Below are 26,104 nucleotides of genomic sequence, written 5' to 3' on the forward strand. Positions count from 1 at the left end.
TTCCCACGCAGAGCGTGGGAACGATCATTCATCACCCTTAAGGAGATCTATCCGTGCGCTACTGGATATCCGCGCTGGCCCTGGGCGCAAGCCTGGGCTCGGTTCACGCGCAAACCCTCGATCAATCGCAGGCCAGGGCGCTGGCGCAAGAGGCCTATGTGTTTGCTTACGCCACCGTCGAGCACGACAAGGTGCTCAGCGCCATCGCCGCGAAGCTGCCGTTCAACCGCCTCTACAGCGAACCGCGATTGCTCGGCCCGCAGGACAACAAAGTGGTGTCGCCAAACAACGACACATTCTATTCCCGGGCCTTGCTCGACTTGCGCGCGGAACCACAGGTGTTGCAAGTGCCGGCGGTGCAGGGGCGCTACTACAGCTTCCAGTTGGTCGACATGCGCACCGATAACCTCGACTACATTGGCACCCGCGCTACCGGCGATCAGGCCGGGCGCTACCTGATCGTCGGGCCGGACTGGAAAGGTGAGCTGCCAAGCGGATTCAACGGCGTGATTCGTTCGCCGAGTCGCCTGGTGTTTTTGCTCGGGCGAACCGAAGTCAAAGGCAAAGCAGATCAGCAGGAGGCCGCAAAAGTGTTGATGGGCTATGCCTTGCAGCCGTTGTCCAAAGTGATCGCAAGTGCAACGCCTGAGCCGATGGCGCCGCTGCACCTGCCGACCTATCAGGACACCAAACAAGGCCCGGCGCAGGCTTTGTTCAGCACCTTCAATGCGCTGGCGCCGTTGCATCAATGGACGGCCAGCGAGCAAGCAAAACTCAAGCGTTTCGCTGCCATCGGGGTGAAACCCGGCGTAGCGTTCGCCCCGCCAAAAGACCTCAACCCAGCCATTGCCCAAGGTGCCGAAGCCGGGCGAGACCAGGTGCGCGCCGCGTCCAGCCAGATCTCGGTGGAGCAGCAAGGCTGGCTTCGCTCGCCGAGCAATGTCGGCAAATTCGGCGATGACGACCTGACTCGCGCGGCCGTCGCCTGGCGCTACATCTACGCCAACGATCCGCTGGAAGCGGTCTACCCGATGGCGCTGCACGATGGTCAGGGGCAGTTGTTGGATGGCCGATATGCCTATCGTCTGCACTTCCCGGCCGGGCAGTTGCCGCCGGTGAATGCCTTCTGGTCGTTGACCCTGTACGACGGCAAGACGCAATTGCTTGCGGCCAATCCGATCGAGCGTTACTCGCTGGGTGATCGCAGTCCGGGTTTGCAATACGACGCCGACGGCGGCCTGACCCTGATCCTGCAAGCCAATGCACCAGCGCAGCAAAGCAACTGGCTGCCGACGCCCGCAGGCCCATTCAACCTGTTGTTGCGCCTGTATCTGCCGAAGGGCGGGGCGCTGGACGGCAGCTATCCGCTGCCTGCTATCGCGAGGGTCGAGCCATGAACATGTTCGTCAGTCGCCGCCGTGTACTGGGTGGCATGGGCGTGTTGGGGGGTGGCTTGATGTTGCCGCGCTGGTTGTTGGCCAGCGGTTCCGATGAGCTGCGCACGATTGCCCGGGAGGCCTGGATCTACGCCTACCCGATGCTCATGCATTACCAGACCCTGGAAAAGCAGGCGCTTGATCCAAGTGCGCCGGCCTATGTCGGCGGCTTCAATCGTTTCCGTCACTACAGCGCGTTGTACACCCCGAACAACCGCGAAATCGTTACGCCGAACAACGACACACCGTACTCCTGGGCCTGGCTGGACCTGCGCAGCGAACCGCAGGTACTGAGCGTGCCGGCGGTTGCTGCCGACCGCTACTACGTGCACCAGTTGGTCGATCAATACACCCACAATTTTGCTTATGTCGGCGTGCTCAGCACCGGTCGCGAGGCGGGGGATTACCTGATTGTCGGGCCGCACTGGCAAGGCCCGACGCCGGAAGGCATCAAGGCTGTGCTGCGCAGCGAAACCGAGATCGTGATGATCCTCGGGCGCACCGGGCTGAAGAATGCCGACGACTTGCCGGCCGTGCGCGCCTTGCAGCAGCAATACCGTTTGCGTGCGCTGCATGAATACACTGGCAGCGCGCCACCGGTTGCGGCTGCGGCAATTGCCTGGCAACCCTGGGATGCCAAAACCGGCCTTGGATTGGAGTTCATCGCGACGCTGAATCAGATCCTCACGCTGTGCCCGACCCCACCATCAGAACAAGCGTTGCTCGAACGTTTTTCGCGGATCGGCATCGTGCCCGGTCAGGCATTCGATGTGGCAGCCCTGACTACGGACGTACGTGACGCCCTGATGGCCGGGGTGGCGGACGCACAAGTGCAACTGCAAACCGCGGTCAGTCAAACGCGCACCACACTGGGTCTGTTCGGCAATCGTCAAGCGCTGCACGGCAACTATTTGAATCGTGCGGTCGCTGCGAATGTCGGAATCTACGGCAACAGTGTCGAGGAGGCGTTCTACACCGGCGCGCGGCTGGACAGTCAGGGACAACCGTTGCAGGGCGGGCTCCGCTATCGATTGCGGTTTGCACCGGGACAATTGCCGCCGGCCAGCGAGTTCTGGTCGCTGACGTTGTACGACTTGCCGGACCGACAATTGGTCGCCAATCCCATAGACCGTTACTGCCTGAGCAGTCGCGATGCATTGCAAGTGGATGCGGATGGCGGGGTGACACTGGTCATGCAGACCTCAGCGCCCGAGTCGTCGAACAACTGGTTGCCAACGCCAGCGCAGGGCGCGTTTACGTTGATCCTGCGCCTGTACGGACCCAAGCCGGAGGTGATTGAACAGCGCTGGCGGATGCCGTTGGTGGAAGCGGTTTCTGTGTAGTGAGGGCAAAGCCATCGCCAGCAGGTTGGCACAGGTGCTGAAGTGGCCGCAGTTGTTGTGCTCGGCACAAATCCCCTGTGGGAGCACAGCTTGCTCGCGATGGCGAAATGTCTGGCACCATGGATGTTGAATGTGCCGCCGTCATCGCGGGCAAGCCTTGCTCAGGTGCTCCTACAGAGTTTCGTGTTGTTCACAAATGTTGTGATCAACCTGGCCTGGGTAGGAGTGAGCCTGCTCGCGATGGGGGCGACGCGGTTTTCCCGCGTCATCCGATCAAGGCGTGACGATATTGAACTGCGGCGCAAAGGTGTCCAGGCTGCTCATCAATTCGCCAAGCTTCTTGCCATTGCCTTGCAGTTTGACCAGGCCTTTCTGGACCGCCGTCGGGAAGTCCGTTTGCTTGAGGCTGATCTGCTCCAGCGTTGTCTTGCTCATGCTCACTGATGCATCGGCCTGCGGGTCGAGGCCGGGGCGGTGGGTCAATACGCCGTTGCGCAGGGTCAGGGTGAAATCCTTGTTCGGCTCTTCGAACGTCCAGTTCAGGGTCATGTCGTGGCCAACGGCTTTGTCGCTGTCCAGGCGAATGGCCAGGAAATCGAAGAACATCTCAGGACTCATCGCCCGCACCATGTCGGCCGATACCGACGAGCCCGCATGGGTGGGTACGCCGTTGCGAAGCTCCATGGCACCGGTCAGGTACATGTTGCGCCAGGTAGCGTTTTCGCTTTGATAACCGAGTTGCTCCAATGTCTCGGCCTGGGCTGTGCGCGCGTCGGCGTTATCCGGTTCGCTGAACAGCAACTGATTGCCCAGTTGCGCCGCCCAACGGTAATCGCCCTTGGCCATGGCGGCGCGCATTTTCTCCAACACCGCTACGCCACCGCCCATGGCCTCGACGCTGCGTTTGGCGCTGTCCACCGGGGGTAACGGGTTGAGGTTGGCCGGGTTGCCATCGTAGAAACCCAGGTAACGCTGGTACACCGCCCGCACGTTGAAACTCAGGGAGCCATAGTAACCACGGGTGTACCACTTCTGGTCGAGGCTGCCCGGCAGTTTCTTGATCGCGTCGGCGACTTCCAGCGGGGTCAGGCCCTGGTTGAGCAAGTGCAGGGTACGGTCGTTGAGGAAGGCGTACATGTCGCGCTGGTCGGCGAGGAACGTGCGGATGCGCTCGCCGCCCCAGGTCGGCCAGTTGTGCTGGGCAAACAGCACGTCACTCTTGTCGCCGTAGCGCGCCAGGCTGTTGTCCAGGTATTGCGCCCAGGCCTTGGCGTCACGCACTTGCGCGCCGCGTGGGGTGAGAATGTTGTGCATCATTTGCGTGGCGTTTTCTGCCATGCACAAGGCGCGCAGTTGCGGCAGGTAGAGGTTCATTTCTGCCGGCGCTTCGGTACCCGGTGTGAGCTGAAACTCTACCTCCAGCCCGGCGATAGTGCGGGTTCGCAGTTCCTTGTCGATCAGGTCGGTCGGCGCGATCAGGGTGATGGTGCCGCCGCTCGGCGTGCTTTTGCCCAGACCTGCATCGACCTGGCCCTTTTCACCGCGAGGCAACAGACTGCCGAACTGGTACTGCGCGCGACGGCTCATGGCATTGCCGGCAAACACGTTCTCGCTCATCACGTGTTCCATGAACCCGGCGGGGGCGAATACCTTGACCTTGCCGGCCTTTACGTCGGCCTCGTCGATCACCCCGCGTACACCACCGAAATGGTCTACGTGAGTGTGGCTGTAGATCACCGCCACCACCGGTTTCTGCGGACGGTTCTGGTAGTACAGCGCCAGCGCCGCTTTGGCGGTTTCGGCCATGGTCAGCGGGTCGATGATGATCAACCCGTCATCGCCCTCGATGATGGTCATATTGGCCACGTCGAGACCACGCACCTGGTAAATCTTCGGGCTGACTTCGAACAGCCCGGCATGGGCATTGAGTTGAGCCAGACGCCAAAGACTCGGGTTGACCGAATCCGGAGCCTGGTCCTTGAGCAAAAAGTCATAAGCCAGGACATCCCAGATGACCTTGCCGGCGGCATCCTTGACCTGGCCCTTGAAGGGCGCAATCAAGCCCTTGCCCACCGACTCGAAGTCAGTGCGATCGCTAAAGGGCAGTTGTTGCAACACGGCACTGTTGCTGGCGGCGGTTTGCGCGCTGGCGGCGACTGGTGCATCGGCGGCCATCGCCGATTGCGTCAGGCACGCGGTGATCAGGCAGGCCAGCAGGCCGCGGGGGCTAAAAGTAAAACGTGGCATGGCGTCTCCGTTTTTTATCGTTATGGTCAGACCAGCCTCGAGGGTAGGGCGGCGCCCGTTCCAGATGGCAATCGCCAACGGACAAAAACCATTCAGGCCCGCTATCCTTGGCCCACGCCAATCGAACGGGTTCTCTCATGCTTGAGGTCCAGGGTGTCTTCAAAAGCTACGCCACGCCGCAGGGGCCGTTGCCGGTGCTGCAAGGTGTCGACCTGACGCTCAAGCCCGGCAGCAGCCTGGCGTTGATGGGCGAGTCGGGCAGCGGCAAGAGCACCTTGCTGCACCTGATCGCTGGCCTGGACAAGGTCGACCGCGGCAGTATCCGCAGCGGTGAGCATCGTCTGGAACAGATGAACGAAGGGCAACTGGCGAAGTGGCGGCGCACCGAAATCGGCCTGGTGTTCCAACAGTTCAACCTGATCGGCAGCCTGCGGGTGGAGGACAACCTGGCCTTTCAGGCGCGGCTTGCCGGTCGTCATGATCCACGCTGGCAGGCGCATCTGGTGCAACGTTTGGGGCTGGGCGAGTTGCTCAAACGTTATCCGGAGCAATTGTCCGGCGGTCAGCAGCAGCGTGTTGCACTGGGGCGAGCCTTGGCCTCACGGCCGAAGCTGTTGCTGGCCGACGAACCTACCGGCAGCCTGGATGAAACCACCAGTGCCGAGGTATTGCGCTTATTGCTGGCGTTGCTCGACGACAGCACCACGACGCTGTTGATGGTCACTCACAGTCAGGGCGTGGCGGCGCAGCTGGCAGAAAAAGTGGTGCTGCACGGTGGTCGTCTGCTCGGTGTGGACGGTCGCTGAGATGCGCATCTTCGGCGAAACCCTGCGCGCGCTGCTCAGTCACTGGCGACAGCATCCAGTGCAGTTTTTCAGTGTGCTGACCGGGCTGTGGCTGGCCACCAGTCTGCTGACCGGCGTGCAAGCGTTGAACAGCCAGGCGCGAGAAAGCTACGCCCGCGCCAGCCAGCTGATTGGCGGTGAACCCCAGGCCAGCCTCAGTGCAACCGCTGGCGGGACGTTCCCGCAGCAATGGTTTGTCGACCTGCGTCGCGCCGGTTGGCCGGTGTCGCCGGTACTGCAGGGAAGGCTGACGCTCAAGGACCATGAAGATCAACGGCTGCAACTGATGGGCATCGAACCGGTGTCACTGCCGGGTGGTTCGCCGGTGGCGGGCCAGGCGTTGGCAATCGAACAGGTGGTCGAGTTCTTTACTGCGCCGGGAAGTACCTGGATTGCGCCATCGACCTTGCAGTCATTGGGATTGAAAGAAGGTGACCGACCTTTGAGCGTAAGCGGGACATCGTTGCCGCCCCTGCATGCGCAAACCGATATGGCCCCGGGGGTGTTGCTGGTGGACATCGGGTTTGCCCAACAGATTCTCGGTTTGCCGGAACAGCTGTCGCGGTTGTTACTGCCCAAGGATTTCATTGCGCCACTTCCCGATGCGTTCAAGGGACAACTGCAATTCAAAAGCAGCGCTGAAGAAAACAATCTGGCACGCCTGACCGAAAGCTTTCATCTGAATCTCAATGCGTTGGGGTTTCTGTCGTTCGTGGTCGGACTCTTTATCGTGCATGCAGCCATCGGCCTCGCCCTGGAACAGCGCCGTGGTTTGCTGCGCACGATGCGTGCCTGTGGCGTCAGTGCGCGGATGCTGATCACCTGTCTCGCCGTCGAACTGGGTGGGCTGGCCCTGGTAGGCGGGTTGGCCGGGGTGGTCAGCGGCTATTTACTGGCCGGCGTGTTGCTGCCGGATGTCGCCGCCAGCCTGCGCGGCTTGTACGGCGCGGAAGTGGCGGGGCAGTTGAACCTCAGCCCGCTGTGGTGGCTCGGCGGCATAGGGTTAAGCCTGTTGGGCGCTTTGCTCGCCGGTGCCAACAGTCTGTGGCGGGCGTCGCTTTTGCCATTGCTGGCCCTGGCCGATCCGCAGGCGTGGCATCAGGCGCATGCGCGTTGGTTGCGGCGCCAGGGCTGGGTGGCGGCGATAGCCCTGGCAAGCGCCGGGTTGGCGCTGGTGTTGGGTGACAGTCTGATCAGCGGGTTTTTGTTGATGGCGACACTGTTGATCGGTGCGGCACTGGCGTTGCCCGTGGTGCTCGATGCGCTGCTCAATCTGCTGCTGCATCGCGCTCGGTCGGTGCTCGGCCAGTGGTTTCTCGCCGATTGCCGCCAGCAGTTACCGGCCCTGAGCCTGGCGCTGATGGCGCTGCTGTTGGCGCTGGCGGCGAACATCGGGGCCGGCAGCATGACCGCCGGTTTTCGCCAGACGTTCAGCGACTGGCTGGAACAACGGCTGACCGCCGAGCTTTACCTCAATCCACAAAACCCGACCCAGGCCCGGGAGCTGCACGGCTGGCTGATGCAGCAGCCGCAACTCACGGCGGTATTGCCCAACTGGCAAGTGCCGATTCAATTGCAAGGTTGGCCGGCGGATGTGTTCGGGGTGATCGATCACCCGACCTATCGCCAGCACTGGCCACTGCTCGAAGCCTTGGGCGACAAGCCCTGGGAGCAGCTGGCGACGGACGACGCGGTGATGCTCAGCGAACAGCTGGCCCGGCGTTTGAAGGTCGGCTTGGGCGATCATCTGTCGATGGCGACGCCCAATGGCCCGTGGTCGCCGCGCATCATCGGGATCTACGCCGATTACGGAAATCCCAAGGGCCACGTGCTGGTGAACATCAATCATCTGTTGCGTGGTTGGCCGCAATTGACGCCGAACCGTTTCAATCTGCGCATCGAGCCGACGTTGATTGCACCGTTCGTACAGGCCTTGCAGGCGCGCTTTGACCTTGAAGACAGCCGCATCGTCGACCAGGCGCGGCTCAAGGGATGGTCCACGCAAGTATTCGAGCGAACGTTCGCCGCCACCGCCGCCCTCAACAGCCTGACCCTGTGCGTGGCCGGCGTGGCGTTGTTCATCAGCCTGCTGACCCAGAGTCAGAGCCGCCTCGGGCAACTGGCGCCATTATGGGCGCTGGGGGTGACGCGACAGCAATTGATGCGGCTCAACCTCGGGCAAACCTGGTTGCTGGCAGTGCTGACCCTGGCGCTGGCACTGCCGTTGGGCATTGCGTTGGCCTGGTGTCTCGACACGGTGATCAACGTTCAGGCGTTCGGCTGGCGCTTGCCACTGCGGGTGTTCCCGCTGCAATTGCTGCAGTTGATGGGGCTGGCATTGCTGGCAACGTTGCTGGCGTCGGCATGGCCGCTTTACGCGTTGTACCGCACGCAGCCAGCGGACCTGCTGAGGACTTTTGCCCATGAGGATTAAGTGCGTCGTGTGCCTGTTGGCAGTCTTGTCGAGCGGTTGCGAGCAACCGGCGCCATCGGAAAAAGGCTTTGCGGGGCTGGGCAATCAAGCGAGTGCATTCACCAAGGTGGTGCCCGGTCGAGTGTTCAGCTTCCCGGCGGATCACGGCCCTCATGACGGTTTCCGGATCGAGTGGTGGTACGTCACCGCCAACCTCAAGGACCCGCAGGGTCACGAATTCGGCGCGCAGTGGACATTGTTTCGCAGTGCCTTGAAAGCCACACCCGAGGTCAAGGGCTGGGAGAATCAGACGATCTGGCTCGGGCATGCAGCAGTGACCTCGGCGACGGCACATCATGCAGCCGAACGTTATGCCCGGGGGGGCGTCGGTCAGGCGGGCGTCAGCCTGACGCCGTTCAGCGCGTGGATCGACGACTGGGTGTTCAGCAGCCAGGCCTCTTCTGAAAACCTATTGACCGACCTGCAACTCAGTGCCCGGGACAAAGCCTTCAGTTATCGATTGCGGCTGACGTCGACCCAACCGCTGGTGTTGCAAGGTGACCAGGGGTTTAGCCAGAAATCCGAGCAAGGCCAGGCGTCGTATTACTACAGCCAACCGTTTTTCCAGGCCAGCGGCACGCTTGAGATCGACGGCAAGCCGTATCAAGTCAGCGGCCCCGCGTGGCTCGACCGCGAATGGAGCAGCCAGCCGCTGACGGCCAATCAGACCGGGTGGGACTGGTTTTCCCTGCACCTGGAGAGTGGCGAACAAGTGATGCTCTATCGCATGCGGCACAAGGACGGTGAGCCCTATTTGACTGGAACGTGGATCGATGCCCGAGGCCAGACGCAACTGCTAAAGGCCGGCGACATCCGCCTCGTCCCGCAGGACACCGCTACGGTGGCAGGGCGCGAGATGCCGGTGCGCTGGTCGATCCGGATTCCCGACAAACACCTCGACATCGTCATCAACGCCCTCAATCCCGGGGCCTGGATGGATTTGCGCATTCCTTACTGGGAAGGCCCGGTGCGCTTGAGCGGCAGCCATAAAGGGCAGGGGTATCTGGAAATGACCGGGTATTGAGCCGGAACTCTCTGATGTTCGCGGGCCTCCTAAATCAAGAAGGCCACAGACCGGAGACTGTCATGCGCGAAGACCTCACCCCACCCGACCTTGACGCATGGCAGCGCCTGTTTGAAGACCAGGCTTACTGGCAACAATCCCCGGACGCGCATTACATGGAATTGCTGCGTCTGGCCGACGATTTGCTGGGTCAGGGCGCGGTTGACCTTCAACAGTGGCAAGACTTGCGAGCCAGAGCGGAGCAGTCCCACAAAGACTCACCGGCCATCAACGTTGCCCGGGAAGTCGAAGACCCCGAGGCATGAGGAATACGCCATGAAACCGACACCGGAATCTGAAAACCCCGACGAGCCTCGTCCACCGGGGGAAACAGAACGCGACAACGATGCCCTGCGTCCAACCGATCCGACGCGGCGCGAGGAAAGTGGCAAGGGCACCCGCAGCGGAGAGTCGACAGCGCAAGAAACCGCGAAGAATGCAGATTAGCGTCGAACTCGCGCAACAGCGTCTATGCTCATTCGCACGCGGCTTTTAACCCGGGTTCAAAGCCGTTTGTCGCCAATGATCACAGGGAATGTTCTGCCTATGAAACTTCACGCACTGACCAAAGCCATCACCCTTGCCACCTTGCTCTCTGCCACCAGCCTGAGTGCCATTGCGGCTGACATCCCGCTGTCTGCCGTCGTGGAAGCAGATCAAATCACCACCAAAGTCGTGTCGGTCGATGCCGCCAATCATCAAGTCGTGCTTGAGGGGCCTGAGGGCAATCAGGTGCATGTGCAATTGACCGAGAAGGCCAAGAACCTCGGCAACCTGAAGGCCGGCGACCAAGTGGACATTGAGGTGACCCGCGCTGTGGCGGCTTACCTCGACACCGATATCGACAAAGGCTTGCCGGGCAGCATCGAGCGAACCGGTGAAGCCCGCGCCGCGCCCGGCAGCGCCAATCCGGGGGGGGAAGCCTACCGTCAGGTACAGGTACAACTGAAGATCACCGACATCGATGTGAAGAACAATCGGGTGACCTTCGAGAACCCCAAAGGCCAGTCCAAGACGATCGATGTCGTAAGACCTGAAATGCAAGCCAAGCTAAAGGATCTGAAGAAAGGCCAGACGGTCAATGTGGTTTACACCGATATACTGAAGGTCACCACACGAAAAAGTTGAGTCTCTACTCTATTGGCTGAATGTCCTTGTACAACTTGTACAGGGATATTCACTGTTTTTAACGAGCTGGTGAGTTCAGTGAGTGATGCAAATTATATTGGAGTCGACATTTGATAAATATGTATCTGTAAATTTCATGTTTATATTCGCGGACAACTTCCAGGCGTTGATTTAATATGCGTCTCGTTCGCCCAGTGTTGCGGCTCTTTACCGGTGCAAGGATGCCGAGGCCATTGCACTGGGCGAACTCTTCTTTGCGTATGGGGCTTCTCCAATACGATCTATAAATTAGACCGGAAAAAAGCGGTTCGATAGTTATTGCACGAGCACATCAGCCTGCCGGCGAGCGCCAGTCATCGGAGCCCGAAGTACCACTTACTTCGTGGGTCCAGGTTATTTTTCGATAGGTAAAGTGCACGTCTTGTAAATGCGTGAAATGCGAATTCGCCGGATCCTGGCAGTTGTGCATGTAATCTTTGATATGGACGATGATCGCATCTTCAAGCTCGGTGGTGTAGTAGTGCTCTTGAGTCCCCTTTATCGATATGCGGTACCATTTGATCAGGACAGATGTCATCACTTCACCCGTCGTCAACGCCTGCAGTAGTAAGGGCGAAGATTTGTCGAAGACCTTCGTGATTATTACCGGTTTGTGAATGCGTAGGCCTGTTGTTTGACCAGATTGCGGATCGCGCGGCATTGTCAGTTCGTGGCTGAAACCTTGAACCATGACCTCATTTTCACGACCTTCCTGAAAGATGTTGCCAACGGAGTCAGCCGTGAAAGCACCGTCAGTGATCAAGCCTTGTGTCACGCCATTCACATACATATACGCGGGTGTAGCCATGGATGCTCTCTTTGCTAGAGTAAAGTGAGGCTCCCGAAAGGCGCGTTCGCCTGATGGGGGTCTCACGATTAACAAGGTCCGTGCCATAAGCCGCGAAGCCCCCTGAGGCCGCAGGTCGAGTCAATTCAGGGGAACGTTCTTTCGCTAAAACACCTCGATATCTGCGCAGGTTGCTGCGCAATACAGGTCGAATTGTGGCGCACCTTGTCGAATCGCCCGACAGACCGAATGATCCACCTCGCGCCGAGAACCTGCAGCGTGCCAAGCGAGCAGTTTTCGGCGCATCACGGCTATAAGCCACCACTGCAGTCCCGAGACGGAGTGACGACATGAAAATCCTGATGGTTTTAACGTCCCACGATCAATTGGGTAACACCGGCAAGAAAACCGGATTCTGGCTGGAGGAATTCGCGGCACCGTATTACGCCTTCAAGGATGCCGGCGCTCAATTGACCCTGGCTTCACCCAAAGGCGGGCAACCACCGCTGGACCCGAAAAGTGACGAACCGGATGCACAAACTGAAGCCACCGAGCGTTTTCGCAAGGACACGGCTGCGCAGTCGGCCTTGGCATCCACCGTGCTGCTCAGCTCGGTCAAGGCCAGCGATTACGATGCGATTTTCTATCCCGGCGGCCATGGTCCGCTTTGGGACCTGGCCGAAGACAAGCATTCGATTGCCCTGATCGAATCTTTTTACAACGCCGGCAAACCGGTCGCGACCGTTTGCCATGCCCCGGGTGTTTTACGGCATGCCAAGAGCGCCGACGGCCAGCCCTTGGTCAAAGGCAAGAAGGTGACGGGGTTCACCAACAGTGAGGAGGACGCCGTGCAATTGACCAACGTCGTGCCGTTTCTGGTCGAAGACGAGCTCAAGGCCAAAGGCGGGATTTTTTCCAAGGGCCCGGACTGGGCGAGCTATGTGCTCACGGATGGTCTGTTGCTGACCGGGCAGAACCCGGCGTCGTCACAGGCAACGGCTGAAGCGCTATTGGCGAAACTGAAATAACCCACTCTGCGGGAGCGAGCGTGCTCGCTCCCGCAGTCAGTCCAGTGTCAGTGTACGAACGAGGCAAAACACTGCTCGATCGAGCGCCGCTGGGTCTCGGCATACAACCCCAATTCATCAATGGTCGGGCGCCCCAAGGCTCTCTCGAACGCTTGCTGATTGGAATGCACGCCATAGTGGGTCTGCGCCGCGTCCCCCAGATTTGACTGAAAAATCCCCGCCGCGCTGACCGGCAGGAAATCTTCGTACACCAACGGTTCGACTCGCAGATAACCACCGCTGACCAGATCTTCCAGTGGCAGGGTTTTCAGTTCGGCTGCTGCCAGGCCTTTTTCTGTCACAAAATAGCGAAAGTACGCCAGCTCCTGACGGCGCATGTCTTCGTAGGTGTCGGGAAATTCGCTGAAGTGTTGCGCCATCAGCGTGTTGTAACGCTTGGCATTGGCTTCATTGGGGAAATCCTTGAGTTCATCCCGCGCCGCATTGAGCAGGCGGTCATACAGCGCCCGGCCTTTGGGCGTGAGCGCAGCGCCACGTTGTTCGATCTCACCAAAACGGGCGCTGTGACTGCCGCGTGTTTGGGCTTGGTCGATGAACGCGACCGGTTCGTCGAGTGCCTTGAAACTGGTCTGGCGCAGCAGAATAGGGCACTGACGACGGGGCGGACCTTCGATTACCGCTTTGGGGGTGATGCCATGGGCAGGCATTTGTGCCTGGACGATGTCGATGTCCAGGGTACGCGGAGTCAGGTGATTGATATGCGGCCCCTTGAAAGCCACGACATCGGCGATCAGGCGATGCTGGGCGCTGAGCTTCTGATATTGCTCGGCGGTCACAGTGGCACTGTGGTGCCAGCGGAAGGTTTCCAGCGCCTGCTCGACGAATGTTACCGCCTCTTGTTCGGTGAGACCGCCCTGGGTCTCGGCGCGCTCGATCAACGTGAGCGCAGTCGGGGTGAAGATCGACCGTTTATCCAAAACCGACTGGGCGAAGGCCCGCAACTCAAGATCTTCGATCAGTTCCAGGCGCAATAGCGAGGTGAAAACACGGAACGGGCTGACCTGCAATGCTGCTTCATGCACGGCACGAAATGCCGTGGAGTGCACGGGGACGCCGGCCGGGGTCAAATCGTAATAACCCACGGGTTGCATGCCCATCACCGCGAACAGGCGGGCGAGGGTGGCCAGTTCAGCGGCCGTGCCGACCCGGATCGCACCGTGGCGCTCCAGGTCCAGGCGTTCGATTTCGCCAGTGCTGTTCAACTGCTGCGCCACTTGCGGATCGTTGTCGAGCACGTGACGGTTGGTCTGTTCCACCAATTCCATCAACGCGCCGTACAGCGGCACTTCTTCGCGGTACATGTCGGACATCGCTCTGGAAAAGCGTTGGCGGATCAGGTCAGGGCTGACGAAGCTAGGGTGGTTCATGAACAGAATTCCTGGCGCGGTAACGAGAAGGATGGATCAAAAGATCGCAGCCTTGGGCGTCGCCGACAAACGAAGTTTCTGACGAACTTCATTCTGCAAAGGACTGCATCTTCAGTGCAGTCGTTGATCCTGTGGGCTTTCCGAGCGCAGCGATGCCAAAAACTCCCGATACAGGTGGGCTGAACCGGCCGGTGCCTCGACCATGGGCATATGGCCGACGCCTTCCCAGATTTCTACCCGTAGATCAGCGATGCCTTTGCTCCAGATCGCCACACTGCTGACATCGATCAAACGGTCCTTGCGTCCCCAGAGCAGCAGGGCCGGGGCTTTGATCGAAGGGAGTTTCGGCTCCATCGGCGGGCTGGCGCGGAAGTCGCGAAAAATCTCTTCCAGTTCGTCCCGCGACTGTTCATAGCGATGGGCAAAGGCATCCAGCACCACGCGCGGCACCCATGGTGGATCGGCCATGGTCATGGCATAGAGGTATTTGAATTCTTCGCGGGAGTTGATCAGGAAAGGATTGTGGCCCCGGGCCAGATGCCGCTCCAGATCACTGGGTTCGGGCGCGGTCACGCCCGCCGGATCAATCAGGGCGACCGAAACGATGCGTTCCGGGTACGTTGCCGCCAGCCATGCCGCCAGATACCCGCCCATCGAGTTGCCAATCACATGAACCTTGTCCACGCCGCACACATCCAGCAATTGGATCATGCGCTTGGCCTGCAACGGGATGTCATAGCCGCCGCCGGCCTTGAAGCCGGTTTCGCCATGACCGGCGATGTCGGGGATGATGACCCGATAATTGCCGACAAAATATCGGGCAAAGCGCAGCCAGATATTTTTATCGGCGCTAAAACCATGCAGCATCAACACATTGCTGGATGCTTCGTAGGGGCCACCTTGCCAGGTTGAGACGGTCATTTCGGCGATGGGCACGACAATCTTGTGCAGCTTGTACAACTTGGCTTCGGCGGCCGTGCTCAATTCATAGATCCAATAGCCGATGGCCGGGTAGCTCAACCAGCTCCAGGCGGCGAAAACCGCGATTGCGACAACCAGTAAAAGCATCAGGCGCCTTCCTTCTGACGAATCAGGACAAAATGTGATCGGCCGGTTTCAAGGTTCGGGTCAAGCGGTGGAAGCTGAAACTGAACCCCGGAAACATGGCAATCACATGACCGCTCTTGCTTTGATACCAACTGTGGCAGCCTCCCGACTTCCACACCGTGCGCTCCATTTCTCTATGGATCATTTCAGTGTAGGTACGTTCTGCTTCCGGGCGAACTTCAATGCTGCGCAAACCTTGTGCTTTTAACGTTTGAATGCAGTCGAGGATGTAGTTCATTTGCGATTCGATGATGAACAGCGCCGAGGTGTGGCCGATGCCCGTGTTCGGGCCGGTGACGATAAACAGGTTGGGAAAGTCCGGCAGGGCAGTGCCGAGGTAGGCTCGGGGGAATTCGCGCCAGACATTTCGCAGTTGCGTACCGTTCTTGCCACTGACCGGGTAGGAAATCACCCCGTCGGTGGCGTCATAACCGGTGGACCAGATAATCAGATCGAGATCGATGTGTTGGCCGTCCTGCATGACGATACCGGTTTCGTCGATAGCGGCGATGGCCTGTTCGCGGCTGTGCAGCGTTACATTGCTGCGGGCCAGCGCCGGGTACAGCGTGCTCGATAGAATCACCCGTTTGCAGCCGATGGTGTAGTCCGGCGTCAGTTTTCGCCGAAGTTCGCCGTCGGGAACCTGGCGCCTGATGAAGCGCAGGGCCTTTTGCTGGACCATGTGCAACGCCGGTTTCGAGTATTTGAAGGCGATCACCCGGGTTTCAAACTGCCAGTAGATCATCCAGCGCAGCAGCTTGTAGGCCGGCCTGATCCCGAGCAGCCAACGCTGGAAACGCCCGAATGTGCGGTCAGCCCGAGGCAGCACCCAATGCGGCGTACGCTGGAACACATGCAAGTGCCCGACGTCCGGGGCTATCGCCGGAATCACCTGCGCCGCGCTGGCACCGCTGCCGACAATGGCCACGCGTTTTTGCCGGTAATCGTAGGAATGGTCCCAATTGTTGGTATGAAAGGTTTTGCCCTGGAAGCGTTCCTGCCCCTCGAAATGCGGAATTACCGGTTGGCTCAAGGGACCCGTGGCGTTGATCAGAAATTGTGCGTGAAACGTGCCTTTGGCGGCAGTGTGCACGGCCCAGCGTTTGCCGGCATCGTCCCATTCGACACGCTCGACATCGGCTTGCAATTCCACTCGTTCGCGCAGGCCAAAGTGCTCGATCACATGACCGGTGTAGCGATGAAGTTCGGCCTGTTCGGCAAACATCTGCGTCCAGCGGTAGGGGGCAAAGGACAGCGAATACAGCGGTGAAGGCACATCGACGGCGGCGCCGGGGTAGGTGTTCTGGCACCAAGTGCCACCGAAGAAGTCCCGCCGCTCCAGCACACGGAAGTCGGTAATGCCGGCCTTGAGCAAATTGACGGCGGCGCACTGACCTCCAAAGCCGCTGCCGATGATCAGCACTTGAAAGGTCTGCATGGGCCTCCTGTTTGCTCGTGGTTTAGCGAACGCTTCTTTCATGTATAGCCAAACGAAGCGGTATTGCGCGTGATCTTCATCAAGTGGGCGCGAACAGACTCCACACAGCGCTCGGTTTATGCGCCGCTAGCCGGTGATGGCTATTTGACGTTGCCCTGTTAGACTCCGACAGTACCTGCACCACCGGTGTAATCAGGTTTTGTTCCGTGCGGCAGAGGTCCCAATGGGAAAGATGGGAGGAAAAGGACTTTCACTGGCCAGGAGGCTCTACACATCGCGCATCCTCGGCCTCGGGTTGGGCTTGTTATGCGTGAGTGTGGCGATGTTCCCATTGAACCCGGCGCCTTGGGTATGGGGCCTGATGTTGTTCAATGGGTTGCTCTGGCCGCACCTGGCCTACCATTGGTCGCGTCGGGTTGCGCGTCCCTACCACGCGGAACAGCGTAACCTGTTGGTGGACGCCTTTATGGGTGGGTTCTGGGTTGTCGCCATGCACTTCAATCCTTTGCCTGCCGCCACCACCCTTTCGATGATGGCGATGAATAATGTCGCCATTGGCGGTTTGCGCTTTCTGCTGACGGGGACCGCCGCGCAGGTACTCGGGATGGGCGTCGGCTGGCTGTTTTTCAGCCCCGTCGTGGTTCCCGAAACCAGCCAGATCCAGCTCTACGCCTGTTTGCCGCTGATGTGTCTTTATCCGCTGGCGCTGGGCTGGATCTGCTATCGCCAGGCTTATACCCTCGGGCGGCAAAAGCGCGAGTTACTGGCCCTGAGCCGCACCGACAGCCTGACCGGATTGCTCAACCACGGCGCCTGGAAGGACCAGCTGGAAGTGGAATTCCAGCGCTGCCAGCGGCAACGCCAGGGCGGGGCGATTGCCCTGATCGACATCGACCATTTCAAAATCATCAACGACACCTACGGTCACGTCGCCGGAGACATCGTGTTGCGGCAACTGAGCAAGATGCTCAAACACAACCTGCGGGCCACGGATGTCGCCGGGCGTTATGGCGGCGATGAATTTTGCGTGATCCTGCCGGACCTGCCCCTGAGCAGTGCCGCTGCCGTCATGGAGGGCTTGCGTGATCGCTTCGCCACCCTGGGTTATGAACAGAATCCGACGTTGAAGGTCAGCCTGAGTATTGGTCTTGCGGCGTTCAACGCAGGCCACACCGACGCGACCCTGTGGCTCAATGATGCGGATCAGGCGTTGTATGAAGCCAAGAGCACGGGGCGTAATCGGGTGATCTGTTGCCGTGACGACAGGCCACGGCATGAGCTGCTCGGCTCGGTTTGATCCCCTGATCCCATTGTCGCCGCCTGACTACCGCCTGCCCATCACTCCTTGACGCTCATGAATTCCTCCGCATAGCGGATGTACTCTTCAGGCTGAGTGTAGGTGTGAGTCAGTTCGGTAGCGCTCAGGTCAGAGGCCTGGGTGAAGATCTGGCGTTGCTCGCGCAGGCTGTCGTAGGTCGCCTTGATGGCGGCGAAGTAGGCGCCGTGGCCGTCGATTACCACGCGCACGCCAAGTTCGGCCAGACGTTTGTCGTCACGCAGCAGCGGGTTGCCGTAGGTCACCAGCATCAACGGGACGCTCAGGTGTTCGGCGATTTGCTCCAGATGATCGAAATCCTTTACCCCTACCATGCAAATACCATCGGCACCGGCGCGCTGGTATTGCTTGGTGCGGCTGATGATTTCCTGCACCGGCAGGATCCCTGCGTTGGTGCGGGCAATGATTGCCATTTCCGAATCGCAGCGGGCTTCCAGTGCCGCGCGGATCTTGCCGACGCCCTCGGCGACGGTAATCAGGTCGGTGGATTTACGGCCGAATTGGGCGGGCAGCAGGGTGTCTTCGATGGTCAGGGCCGCGATGCCGGCGCGTTCCAGTTCGACAATGGTACGCATCACATTCAATGCGTTGCCGTAGCCATGGTCGGCGTCGGCGATGACCGGTAACTGGGCGACACGCCCGATACGGGTGGCCTGCTCGGCGAACTCACTGAGGGTGATCAAGGCAAAGTCGGGGGCGCCCAGCACTTGTAACGATGCAACCGAACCTCCCAGGATGCCTACCTCAAACCCCAGGTCGGCGGCGATGCGCGCCGACATCGGATCGAAGACCGATGCGGTGTGATAGCAGGTTTTGGACGCGAACAGCTGGCGAAAATTGTGGCGCAAATCTTGATGAGACAGCCTGGACATATGAGTTCCACCAATGGAAATGGAAGGGCTTGAGCAAAAGTGTCAACGCCGAAGTTGTAAAAGGCTATCACGCTGGCGAGTCGAGAATGATGACGAATTTGCCGTGATTGCTGCCTTTTGGTGTGTGCCATTGTCTGTTTCAAGGTAAACGCGGGTATGTCTGGGGGATGTCGGCTTGGGTTGAGCGACCAACGGCACGCCAGGCAATTGAGATGTTACGCCGCCACTGCCTGCTGCTGTTGTTTGAGCAAGGGGACGGCTCGAACAGAATCGCCGGGTCGCAATTGCAGGCGTTTGGCGGTGAGGCGATCAACCACCAGACTGTGCCCTGATTGTCGAGCCCGGGCAGTAGTGATGCGACAGTTTTCCAGTCGGCGGTTGTGGATCAGCCACAGCGGCGCCTGCTCGTCCGGGGCGCCCATGGCCAAATCAAACAATTGACTGTCGCGCACGGTGCGAATGCCGGAGGTCGGGGCTTCGATGACCGGGCCGGCGTCGAAAATGTCGATATAACCTTTGTGGTCAAAACCCTCGTCGCTGAGGATTTTCAGTGCCGCTTCGCTGTTGGCGTGAGGTTTGCCGATAACGGCTTGAGCCTGTTCTGTGAGCAGACAGGTGTAAATGGGTTGGCGTGGCATCAGTTCGGCGATGAACGATTTGTTGCCCAACCCGGACAGGTGATCGGCGTGGCTGAAATCCATCTGGAAAAAGTGGCGGCCCACGCTGTCCCAGAAGGGCGAACAGCCCTGTTCATCGGCACTGCCGCGCAGCTCGGCGATGAGTTTGTCGCCAAACAAGTGCGGGAACTCCGCGACAAACAACAGGCGACTCAGGGATAGAAGGCGACCGTGGCTGCCCAGGCGCTGGTCGGGGCGCAGGAACAACGTGCGGAGTTCCGATTGCCCGGTCATTTCATTGCTCAGGAACAAGGTCGGAATGTGTCGCTGGATGCCCAGGTCCGGGGATGAGCTGACCGTCAGACCGACCCGATAGTTGTACCAGGGTTCGCGCAGGCCAACGGCTCCCGCCACGGCACTCACGCCCACCACTTGCTGATCGTCGTCTTCGAGTACGAACAGGTAATCCGCATCGGCACGTTCGACCTGCTCGGCGAACGTTCTTTTTGCCCATCGCAATCGGTAGTTCAGTCGTTCTTCGTCGGCCGGCAAAGTCGTCATCCCTCGGCCCGCAAGCCGAACCAACGCGAGCAGGGCAGGCAGGTCGGTCACCTGGGCCGGTCGAACAATCATGATGCCGCTCCCGCTTCGGGTTTGTACGGGGATCGTTGTCGGGCACCGCACACAACGATGCTCACAGGGCAATCAACCGAACCTGACGGCCCTCGGTCACCTTCAACGCTGCACACATCGCGGCATCGAGGGTCACGGGTTTTCCGGGCAGGTAGTCCAGTTCTGCAATGATGACGCGAAAGTTCTCCAGCGAATCATTGCTGACCAGGTAACGCCCTCGAGCGTCGATGAACGCACCGGGGCTGGCCTGGGTGGTTTGGCTTTGGGCGATGGACCGTATGTTGCCCGTGCGGGCCAGCAGGGTTGGACCGCCGTCGAAAAGGTCGACGTAGTGATTGGTTTCGAATCCCTCGCGCTGAAGAATATCGAAGGCTTCCTGGCCATCGGGGTGGATCCGGCCGATGCAGTCCTGTGCGGCTTGGGGCAGCATGGGCACGTAGATCGGATATTGCGGCATCAATTCGGCGAGGAACGCCCGGCTTTCCAGGCCACACAAGCGCTCCGCTTCGACGTAGGGCAGGTCGAAGAAGTGTTTGCCCACGGCATCCCAGAAGGGTGAATGTCCCTCATCGCTGCTGTAACCGACGATTTCGGTAATCACTGTGTCGCAAAAGCGCTGGGCATGGGCGGCGATGAACAGCAGGCGCGCTCGCGACAACAGTTCGGAGGCGGCCGTTCCTGTCCATGCGCCATCGATGTGAAAACCGCGCAGCAATGTGTGGCCACTGAGGTCCTGGCACAGCGACAACGCCGGCACGCCGTGCTCGATGTTCAACTCTCGCGAGGCACTATTGAAGTGGCGATTGCGCAGGCTGTAGAACGGTTCGTCGAACCCGGCAGTCGCCAGAATCTCCGAACATCCGATCAGAGACCGGTTTGTCAGGTCCTCGAGTACGAAGAAATAATTCTCCGGCCCGGGGTTCTGCACGTTTTGCTCGAAAGATGTGCAGGAATCGAGGATTTTATCGCGCAAGCGCTCGCTGTCGTCCGGCAAGGACGTGACGCCCACCAGGCTTTCGCGAGCAAGGCGCTGCAACTGGGGCAGGTCGGTTAACTGCACTGGGCGCAAGACCAGCATGGATGCACTCCTGTCTCAAAGGGCTGGGTGACGGGGCACCAAGCCTGACAATCACTGTCGGTTTTCCACGCATTTTTTCGGCGGTAGCCTTGTAAGGCGTCGCTCTTTTTTGTTCGTTACCGGGTATGACTACACGCATCACCGTGCCCGCTCCAGACCCTGCCATGGGGCTCGTCAGGGTGAATGGATCTTAAGTTCGTGTGGGTCAGGTTCCAGACCGGAAACGATGTTCGGGTCTGGCAAAACAAGGCATCCGGGCTCCTGCTGGATGTGGGCTATCGGTAATCCGTTGAAAGCAGTATTTATTTAAGCCGCACTGCATGTCTAGTTAATTTTCGTGCGGGATTTCAACGTCCAGTGACGATTTTTGATCGATGCGCATCGGGGCTTCAGGTAAGTCGATCAGGCTTGTAGGCAAACGCCCAAAGAGCAGTCAGAGATGGCTGATCCTGTAGCATGAAAGGCATCCGGCCATTACCCATTTCAAGTCAAAGGAAACAACCCCGATGCCGACTCTTACGGCACAATTGCCTCTGGCTGGCGATTAAACGCCGTTTATCCTTCCCACCCGACAGAGAAACCCCGCGTGAAGGCGACTCGTTTGACCCTGATGTGCCATGCACGAACTGTCGCACAAAAACTTGCGCGGTTTCCTACAAACGAGCCGCTGGAGATGGATTGGCAATCGGCGCGGGGTTCGCGCAGTTCTCAATTCAAGGGTGCGCCGAAGCTGTTATGCGGGCCGGAGCTGCGCACCCGACAAACCGCCGAATTGTTCGGCAGTACGATGGAGGTGGTCGCAGCCCTGAGAGATTGCGATTTCGGGCGCTGGTGCGGTGCAAGCATCAATGACGTGCAAACATCCGAACCTGAATTATTGCAGGGCTGGATTGCCGACCCGCATGCGGCCCCGCATGGTGGTGAGTCGGTGGCCCAGGTCTGTACGCGCACCGCTGAGTGGCTGACGACGCTGCAAGCAACACCTGGGCATTTCATCGCCGTTACCCATCCGTTTGTCATTCGTGCCGCGCTGAGTCACGTCCTGCAGAGCCCGGCCTACAACCTGATCGATGTCGAGCCGCTGTCGTCCATCGAGTTGCGGTTCAATGGTTGCTGGCGCTTGCGGCTGCCGGGCACTGATCCTGAAGGGGTGTCTTGATGAAAAAGATAATGGTCATCGGCATCGGTGCCGGCAACCCTGATTACATCACCGTGCAAGCGGTCAAGGCGCTGAATCGGGTCGATGTGTTTTTCCTCATGGACAAGGGCCGGAGCAAAGACAAACTGGTCGACCTGCGCCGCGACATTTGTGAACGTTACATCAGCCATCGCGATTACCGCTTTGTCGAAGCGCCCGTTGCGGAACGCGAGCGTGGCGATGTTGACTACACTTGCAGCGTCAATGAGCTGAACCTGGCCAAGCAGCGTACCTTCGAGCGCCTGATCAATGAGCAAATGACGGACGGCCAGTGCGGCGGGTTCCTGGTATGGGGTGACCCGGCACTTTACGACAGCACCCTGCGAATCCTGCAGGCCATTCTCGCGGCAGGCACCTGCGCTTTCGAATACGAGGTGATTCCCGGCATCACCAGCGTTCAGGCGCTGGCGGCGCAGCACAAAGTGACGCTCAATCAGATCGGTCGTCCGGTTGAAATCACCACTGGCCGGCGACTGGCCGCGGGGCAGGTGAGCGACGCCGACAGCCTGGTGGTGATGCTCGATGCCCAGGACGCCTACCAACAGGTAGCGGATCAGGACACGCAGATTTATTGGGGGGCCTACCTGGGGACACCCGATGAAATCCTGATCAGCGGCAAGCTCAGGGACGTCGCGGATGAGATTGAGCGGGTCCGCAAGGCGGCCCGACAGGCCAATGGCTGGATCATGGATACCTATTTGTTGCGCAAGCCCTGAGTCCGGGCGGCACGTTTAAAAAAAAAGCACGTACATGCAATTTTTTCCTTCCCGTCATCGGCAACATTGAAGTCCTTTCAACATTGTTACGTCGGAGACCTTCGTCATGTCTGAAATCCAGTCCCGGAGCACACAGACACCTGGGTTCGATGAAGTTGTCACGTTGATCGTCAAGCATCGGATCAAGGCCGGTTCCGAAGTGCCGTATGAAGCCTGGCTGCGCAACATCGTCAAGGTTGCCGGGCAAAGCGTGGGGCACCTGGGGGTGGATGTGGTGCGTGGCAAAAGCGGGGGTCTCGACACGTACACCTGCGTGCTGCGCTTTTGCTCCACTGAGGCGATGCAGCGCTGGCTCGATTCGCCGCAGCGCCAGGCGCTGGTCGACGAAGCTGCGCCGATGCTCGCTGATGGCGACCAGACCGAGGTCAACCCGGTCAACGAGTTCTGGTTTACCCCGCAGACTGAAACCGGCTCGCCTGCACCGCGCTGGAAGCAGGCGGTGGTCACGCTGCTGGTGATCCTGCCGCACACGCTGTTGGTACCGCTGCTTTGGGGGCCGTTGCTGCAGCTCAACGCTTTTCTTTCCAATTACGTGGTCGCCACGTTCCTGATCACCCTGACCATCGTGCTGTCAGTGGTGTACGTCTTCATGCCGCTCGCCACGCGCCTGTTTGCGCCCTGGCTGGAAGCCGGCCAGTCCCCTGCCAAATTGCCTTAAGGAACTTCGATGAACGCCGATCTGATTCTGTTCAATGGCCAATTTCATACGGTCGACCGCGAGAATCCGCACGCCAGTGCGGTTGCGATCAGTGACGGCCGCTTTGTAGCGGTCGGCAGCGATGCCCAGGCCATGGCGTTACGCGGTCCGGTCACGCAAGTGATCGACCTCAAGGGCCGTTGCGTGATTCCCGGTCTCAATGACTCGCACTTGCACTTGATCCGCGGGGGCCTGAACTACAACCTTGAATTGCGCTGGGAAGGTGTGCCCTCGCTGGCCGACGCCTTGCGCATGCTCAAGGAGCAAGCCGATCGCACACCAACTCCGCAGTGGGTGCGCGTGGTGGGTGGCTGGAACGAGTTTCAGTTTGCCGAAAAACGCATGCCGACCCTTGATGAACTCAATCAGGCCGCGCCGGACACACCGGTGTTCGTCCTGCATTTGTATGATAGGGCCTTGCTCAACCGGGCCGCGCTGCGGGTAGCCGGGTACACCCGCGACACGCCGAACCCGCCGGGCGGCGAAATCGTTCGCGACGCTAACGGCAACCCCACCGGCATGCTGGTGGCACGTCCCAACGCGATGATTCTCTACTCGACCCTGGCCAAGGGGCCGAAGTTGCCGCTGGAGTATCAGGTCAACTCGACGCGGCAGTTCATGCGCGAACTCAATCGTCTGGGCCTGACCAGTGCCATCGACGCCGGCGGTGGTTTCCAGAATTATCCCGACGATTATCAGGTGATCGAACAGTTGGCCAAGGATGAGCAACTGACCGTGCGCATCGCCTACAACCTGTTTACCCAGAAACCCAAAGAAGAGCTGGCCGACTTCCAGAACTGGACCGGTAGCGTCAAATTGCACCAGGGCGATGACTTCCTGCGTCACAACGGCGCCGGGGAAATGCTGGTGTTCTCGGCGGCAGACTTCGAAGACTTCCTCGAACCGCGCCCGGACCTGCCGCAGAGCATGGAGGACGAGCTGGAGCCGGTGGTGCGCCACCTCGTCGAACAGCGCTGGCCGTTCCGTCTGCATGCCACCTACAACGAATCCATCAGTCGCATGCTCGATGTGTTCGAGAAGGTCAACCGCGACATTCCGTTTAATGGCCTGCCCTGGTTTTTCGATCACGCCGAAACCATTACCCCGCAGAACATCGAGCGGGTGAGGGCGCTGGGCGGCGGCATTGCGATTCAGGATCGCATGGCGTTCCAGGGTGAGTATTTTGTCGAGCGTTATGGGGCCAAAGCGGCCGAAGCCACCCCGCCGATCAAACGCATGCTCGCTGAAGGTGTGCCGGTAGGCGCGGGCACCGATGCCACGCGCGTGTCGAGCTACAATCCATGGACCTCGTTGTACTGGATGGTCAGCGCACGCACCGTCGGCGGCATGGCGCTGCATGCCGAAGGCCTGTCGCGCCAGACTGCGCTGGAACTGTTCACCCATGGCAGCGCCTGGTTCTCGTCCGAGCAGGGCAAGAAGGGCCAGATCAAGGTCGGACAGCTGGCCGATATCGCGGCGTTGAGCGCGGACTTTTTCAGTGTCGACGAAGAAGCGATCAAATGGATCGAGTCGGTGCTGACCGTGGTCGGCGGCAAAGTGGTGTATGCCGCCGGCGACTTCGAAAAACTTGGCCCGGCCAGTGTGCCGGTGCTGCCGGATTGGTCGCCGGTGGTGAAAGTGCCGGGCCATTGGCGGCCAGCCTCATCTCTGCAAGCGCAGGTTCATCAGTGCAGCGGTCCGTGTGCGGTGCATTCCCACAGCCATGAACGGGCGCGCCTGTCGAATGCGCCGGTCAGCGACTTTGCCGGTTTCTGGGGCGCCTTCGGCTGCTCGTGTTTTGCTTTCTGACGAACACCCAAAAGACATTCATCCACCGAGGAGTTACCCATGAGCAACGTTCCCTACAAACGCCTGAATAAAGACGATGCCGTTGTGCTGTTGGTCGATCACCAGACAGGTCTGATCTCGCTGGTGCAGGATTTTTCGCCCAATGAGTTCAAGAACAACGTACTGGCCCTGGGTGACATCGCCAAATTCTTCAACTTGCCGACCATCCTCACCACCAGTTTCGACAGCGGCCCGAACGGCCCGATCGTGCCGGAGCTCAAGGCGCAGTTCCCCGACGCGCCGTTCATTGCGCGCCCTGGCCAGATCAACGCCTGGGACAACGAAGACTTCGTCAAGGCAGTGAAGGCTACCGGGCGCAAGCAACTGATCATTGCCGGTGTGGTGACCGACGTGTGCGTGGCGTTCCCGACGCTGTCCGCACTGGCCGAAGGCTTTGACGTGTTCGTGGTGACCGATGCTTCCGGCACCTTCAACACCACCGTGCAACAAGCCGCCTGGGCGCGCATGTCGGCGGCCGGTGCACAGCTGCTTAACTGGTTCTCCGTGGCCTGCGAACTGCAAGGCGACTGGCGCAACGACATGGAAGGCCTGGCCAACCTGCTTTCCGAACGCATCCCGAACTACCGCAACCTGATCAACAGCTACACCACGTTTACCGCCAAGTAAGCAAAACCCTGTAGATACTCTGTTCACGGTCAAGCTTTCGCGAGATGTTTTTCGCTAAAAA

23 protein-coding genes are annotated in these 26,104 nt (G+C 59.7%); 15 read left to right on the top strand and 8 right to left on the bottom strand.

All coding sequences use genetic code 11. The features are described 5' to 3' along the window. The first annotated feature begins 53 nt into the window (after positions 1-53). Positions 54-1,397: a DUF1254 domain-containing protein gene (locus D8U69_RS12150; protein ID WP_130907376.1), complete on the top strand. Its 1,344-nt coding sequence runs from the start codon at positions 54-56 to the stop codon at positions 1,395-1,397. Beyond that, positions 1,394-2,779 carry a DUF1254 domain-containing protein gene (locus tag D8U69_RS12155; protein ID WP_130907377.1) on the top strand — a complete coding sequence of 462 codons (1,386 nt, stop codon included), beginning with the start codon at positions 1,394-1,396 and terminating at the stop codon, positions 2,777-2,779. The genes D8U69_RS12150 and D8U69_RS12155 overlap by 4 nt, the downstream gene beginning before the upstream one ends. A gap of 273 nt (positions 2,780-3,052) precedes the next feature. Here the strand turns inward: D8U69_RS12155 and D8U69_RS12160 are convergent, their stop codons facing one another. Then, positions 3,053-5,026 (bottom strand): alkyl sulfatase dimerization domain-containing protein, encoded by a 1,974-nt coding sequence (locus D8U69_RS12160; RefSeq protein WP_130907378.1) that lies wholly within the window; start codon positions 5,024-5,026, stop codon positions 3,053-3,055. 137 nt (positions 5,027-5,163) lie between these two features. Here D8U69_RS12160 and D8U69_RS12165 point away from each other — a divergent pair, with 137 nt between their 5' ends. From D8U69_RS12165 to D8U69_RS12185, 6 genes are all read left to right on the top strand, one after another. Then, on the top strand, positions 5,164-5,832 hold the full coding sequence (locus D8U69_RS12165) for an ABC transporter ATP-binding protein (RefSeq protein ID WP_056854572.1): 669 nt from the start codon (positions 5,164-5,166) through the stop codon (positions 5,830-5,832). Between the two features lies 1 nt (position 5,833). After that, the gene (locus D8U69_RS12170) at positions 5,834-8,305 is read left to right on the top strand and encodes an FtsX-like permease family protein (RefSeq protein WP_130907379.1); all 2,472 of its coding nucleotides are present in this window, start codon (positions 5,834-5,836) and stop codon (positions 8,303-8,305) included. Then, positions 8,295-9,368: a lipocalin-like domain-containing protein gene (locus tag D8U69_RS12175; protein ID WP_130907380.1), complete on the top strand. Its 1,074-nt coding sequence runs from the start codon at positions 8,295-8,297 to the stop codon at positions 9,366-9,368. The genes D8U69_RS12170 and D8U69_RS12175 overlap by 11 nt, the downstream gene beginning before the upstream one ends. Before the next feature lie 62 nt (positions 9,369-9,430). Then, positions 9,431-9,673, top strand: a complete 243-nt coding sequence (locus tag D8U69_RS12180; protein WP_130907381.1) for a hypothetical protein — start codon at positions 9,431-9,433, stop codon at positions 9,671-9,673. A gap of 10 nt (positions 9,674-9,683) precedes the next feature. Beyond that, positions 9,684-9,854 carry a hypothetical protein gene (locus D8U69_RS29485; RefSeq protein ID WP_177336583.1) on the top strand — a complete coding sequence of 57 codons (171 nt, stop codon included), beginning with the start codon at positions 9,684-9,686 and terminating at the stop codon, positions 9,852-9,854. Positions 9,855-9,953: 99 nt separating this feature from the next. Continuing rightward, entirely contained in the window at positions 9,954-10,535 is a 582-nt protein-coding gene (locus D8U69_RS12185; RefSeq protein WP_130907382.1) for a hypothetical protein, read from the top strand. A 331-nt stretch (positions 10,536-10,866) separates the two neighbouring features. Here D8U69_RS12185 and D8U69_RS12190 read toward each other — a convergent pair whose 3' ends face one another. Beyond that, positions 10,867-11,382: an Hcp family type VI secretion system effector gene (locus D8U69_RS12190; protein ID WP_056854567.1), complete on the bottom strand. Its 516-nt coding sequence runs from the start codon at positions 11,380-11,382 to the stop codon at positions 10,867-10,869. 329 nt (positions 11,383-11,711) lie between these two features. Here D8U69_RS12190 and D8U69_RS12195 point away from each other — a divergent pair, with 329 nt between their 5' ends. After that, positions 11,712-12,389 (top strand): type 1 glutamine amidotransferase domain-containing protein, encoded by a 678-nt coding sequence (locus D8U69_RS12195; protein ID WP_056854566.1) that lies wholly within the window; start codon positions 11,712-11,714, stop codon positions 12,387-12,389. Positions 12,390-12,436: 47 nt separating this feature from the next. On the opposite strand, the gene D8U69_RS12200 is transcribed toward D8U69_RS12195, so the two are convergent. The 3 genes from D8U69_RS12200 to D8U69_RS12210 all read right to left on the bottom strand — a co-directional run bounded on the left by D8U69_RS12200 (position 12,437) and on the right by D8U69_RS12210 (position 16,361). After that, complete coding sequence (locus D8U69_RS12200; RefSeq protein WP_130907383.1) at positions 12,437-13,816, bottom strand: VOC family protein; 1,380 nt, start codon at positions 13,814-13,816, stop codon at positions 12,437-12,439. A 111-nt stretch (positions 13,817-13,927) separates the two neighbouring features. Further along, positions 13,928-14,884 (bottom strand): alpha/beta fold hydrolase, encoded by a 957-nt coding sequence (locus D8U69_RS12205; RefSeq protein WP_130907384.1) that lies wholly within the window; start codon positions 14,882-14,884, stop codon positions 13,928-13,930. 22 nt (positions 14,885-14,906) lie between these two features. Beyond that, positions 14,907-16,361, bottom strand: a complete 1,455-nt coding sequence (locus D8U69_RS12210) for an NAD(P)/FAD-dependent oxidoreductase (protein WP_130906312.1) — start codon at positions 16,359-16,361, stop codon at positions 14,907-14,909. 223 nt (positions 16,362-16,584) lie between these two features. On the opposite strand from D8U69_RS12210, the gene D8U69_RS12215 reads away from it, so the two are divergent. Next, entirely contained in the window at positions 16,585-17,658 is a 1,074-nt protein-coding gene (locus D8U69_RS12215) for a diguanylate cyclase (protein WP_056854562.1), read from the top strand. A gap of 41 nt (positions 17,659-17,699) precedes the next feature. Here the strand turns inward: D8U69_RS12215 and D8U69_RS12220 are convergent, their stop codons facing one another. The 3 genes from D8U69_RS12220 to D8U69_RS12235 all read right to left on the bottom strand — a co-directional run bounded on the left by D8U69_RS12220 (position 17,700) and on the right by D8U69_RS12235 (position 20,897). Continuing rightward, positions 17,700-18,569 (bottom strand): oxaloacetate decarboxylase, encoded by an 870-nt coding sequence (locus tag D8U69_RS12220; RefSeq protein ID WP_056854561.1) that lies wholly within the window; start codon positions 18,567-18,569, stop codon positions 17,700-17,702. A 215-nt stretch (positions 18,570-18,784) separates the two neighbouring features. Further along, complete coding sequence (astA, locus tag D8U69_RS12230) at positions 18,785-19,819, bottom strand: arginine N-succinyltransferase (protein WP_130907385.1); 1,035 nt, start codon at positions 19,817-19,819, stop codon at positions 18,785-18,787. A gap of 61 nt (positions 19,820-19,880) precedes the next feature. Then, positions 19,881-20,897, bottom strand: coding sequence for an arginine N-succinyltransferase (locus D8U69_RS12235; protein ID WP_130907386.1), 1,017 nt, complete (start codon positions 20,895-20,897; stop codon positions 19,881-19,883). Positions 20,898-21,483: 586 nt separating this feature from the next. Here D8U69_RS12235 and D8U69_RS12240 point away from each other — a divergent pair. The 5 genes from D8U69_RS12240 (at position 21,484) to ycaC (ending at position 26,043) form a co-directional block, all read left to right on the top strand. After that, on the top strand, positions 21,484-22,056 hold the full coding sequence (locus D8U69_RS12240; RefSeq protein ID WP_130907387.1) for a histidine phosphatase family protein: 573 nt from the start codon (positions 21,484-21,486) through the stop codon (positions 22,054-22,056). Beyond that, the gene (gene cobF / locus D8U69_RS12245; RefSeq protein WP_130907388.1) at positions 22,056-22,811 is read left to right on the top strand and encodes a precorrin-6A synthase (deacetylating); all 756 of its coding nucleotides are present in this window, start codon (positions 22,056-22,058) and stop codon (positions 22,809-22,811) included. Before D8U69_RS12240 ends, cobF begins: the two co-directional genes overlap by 1 nt. A 106-nt stretch (positions 22,812-22,917) precedes the next feature. After that, positions 22,918-23,529 carry an antibiotic biosynthesis monooxygenase gene (locus D8U69_RS12250; protein ID WP_130907389.1) on the top strand — a complete coding sequence of 204 codons (612 nt, stop codon included), beginning with the start codon at positions 22,918-22,920 and terminating at the stop codon, positions 23,527-23,529. 9 nt (positions 23,530-23,538) lie between these two features. Next, entirely contained in the window at positions 23,539-25,377 is a 1,839-nt protein-coding gene (locus D8U69_RS12255; protein ID WP_130907390.1) for an amidohydrolase, read from the top strand. A 39-nt stretch (positions 25,378-25,416) separates the two neighbouring features. Beyond that, positions 25,417-26,043: an isochorismate family cysteine hydrolase YcaC gene (gene ycaC / locus D8U69_RS12260; protein ID WP_056854554.1), complete on the top strand. Its 627-nt coding sequence runs from the start codon at positions 25,417-25,419 to the stop codon at positions 26,041-26,043. Positions 26,044-26,104: the final 61 nt, after the last annotated feature.

This window comes from Pseudomonas sp. Sample_16 (genome assembly GCF_004307665.1).
Lineage (GTDB): Bacteria > Pseudomonadota > Gammaproteobacteria > Pseudomonadales > Pseudomonadaceae > Aquipseudomonas.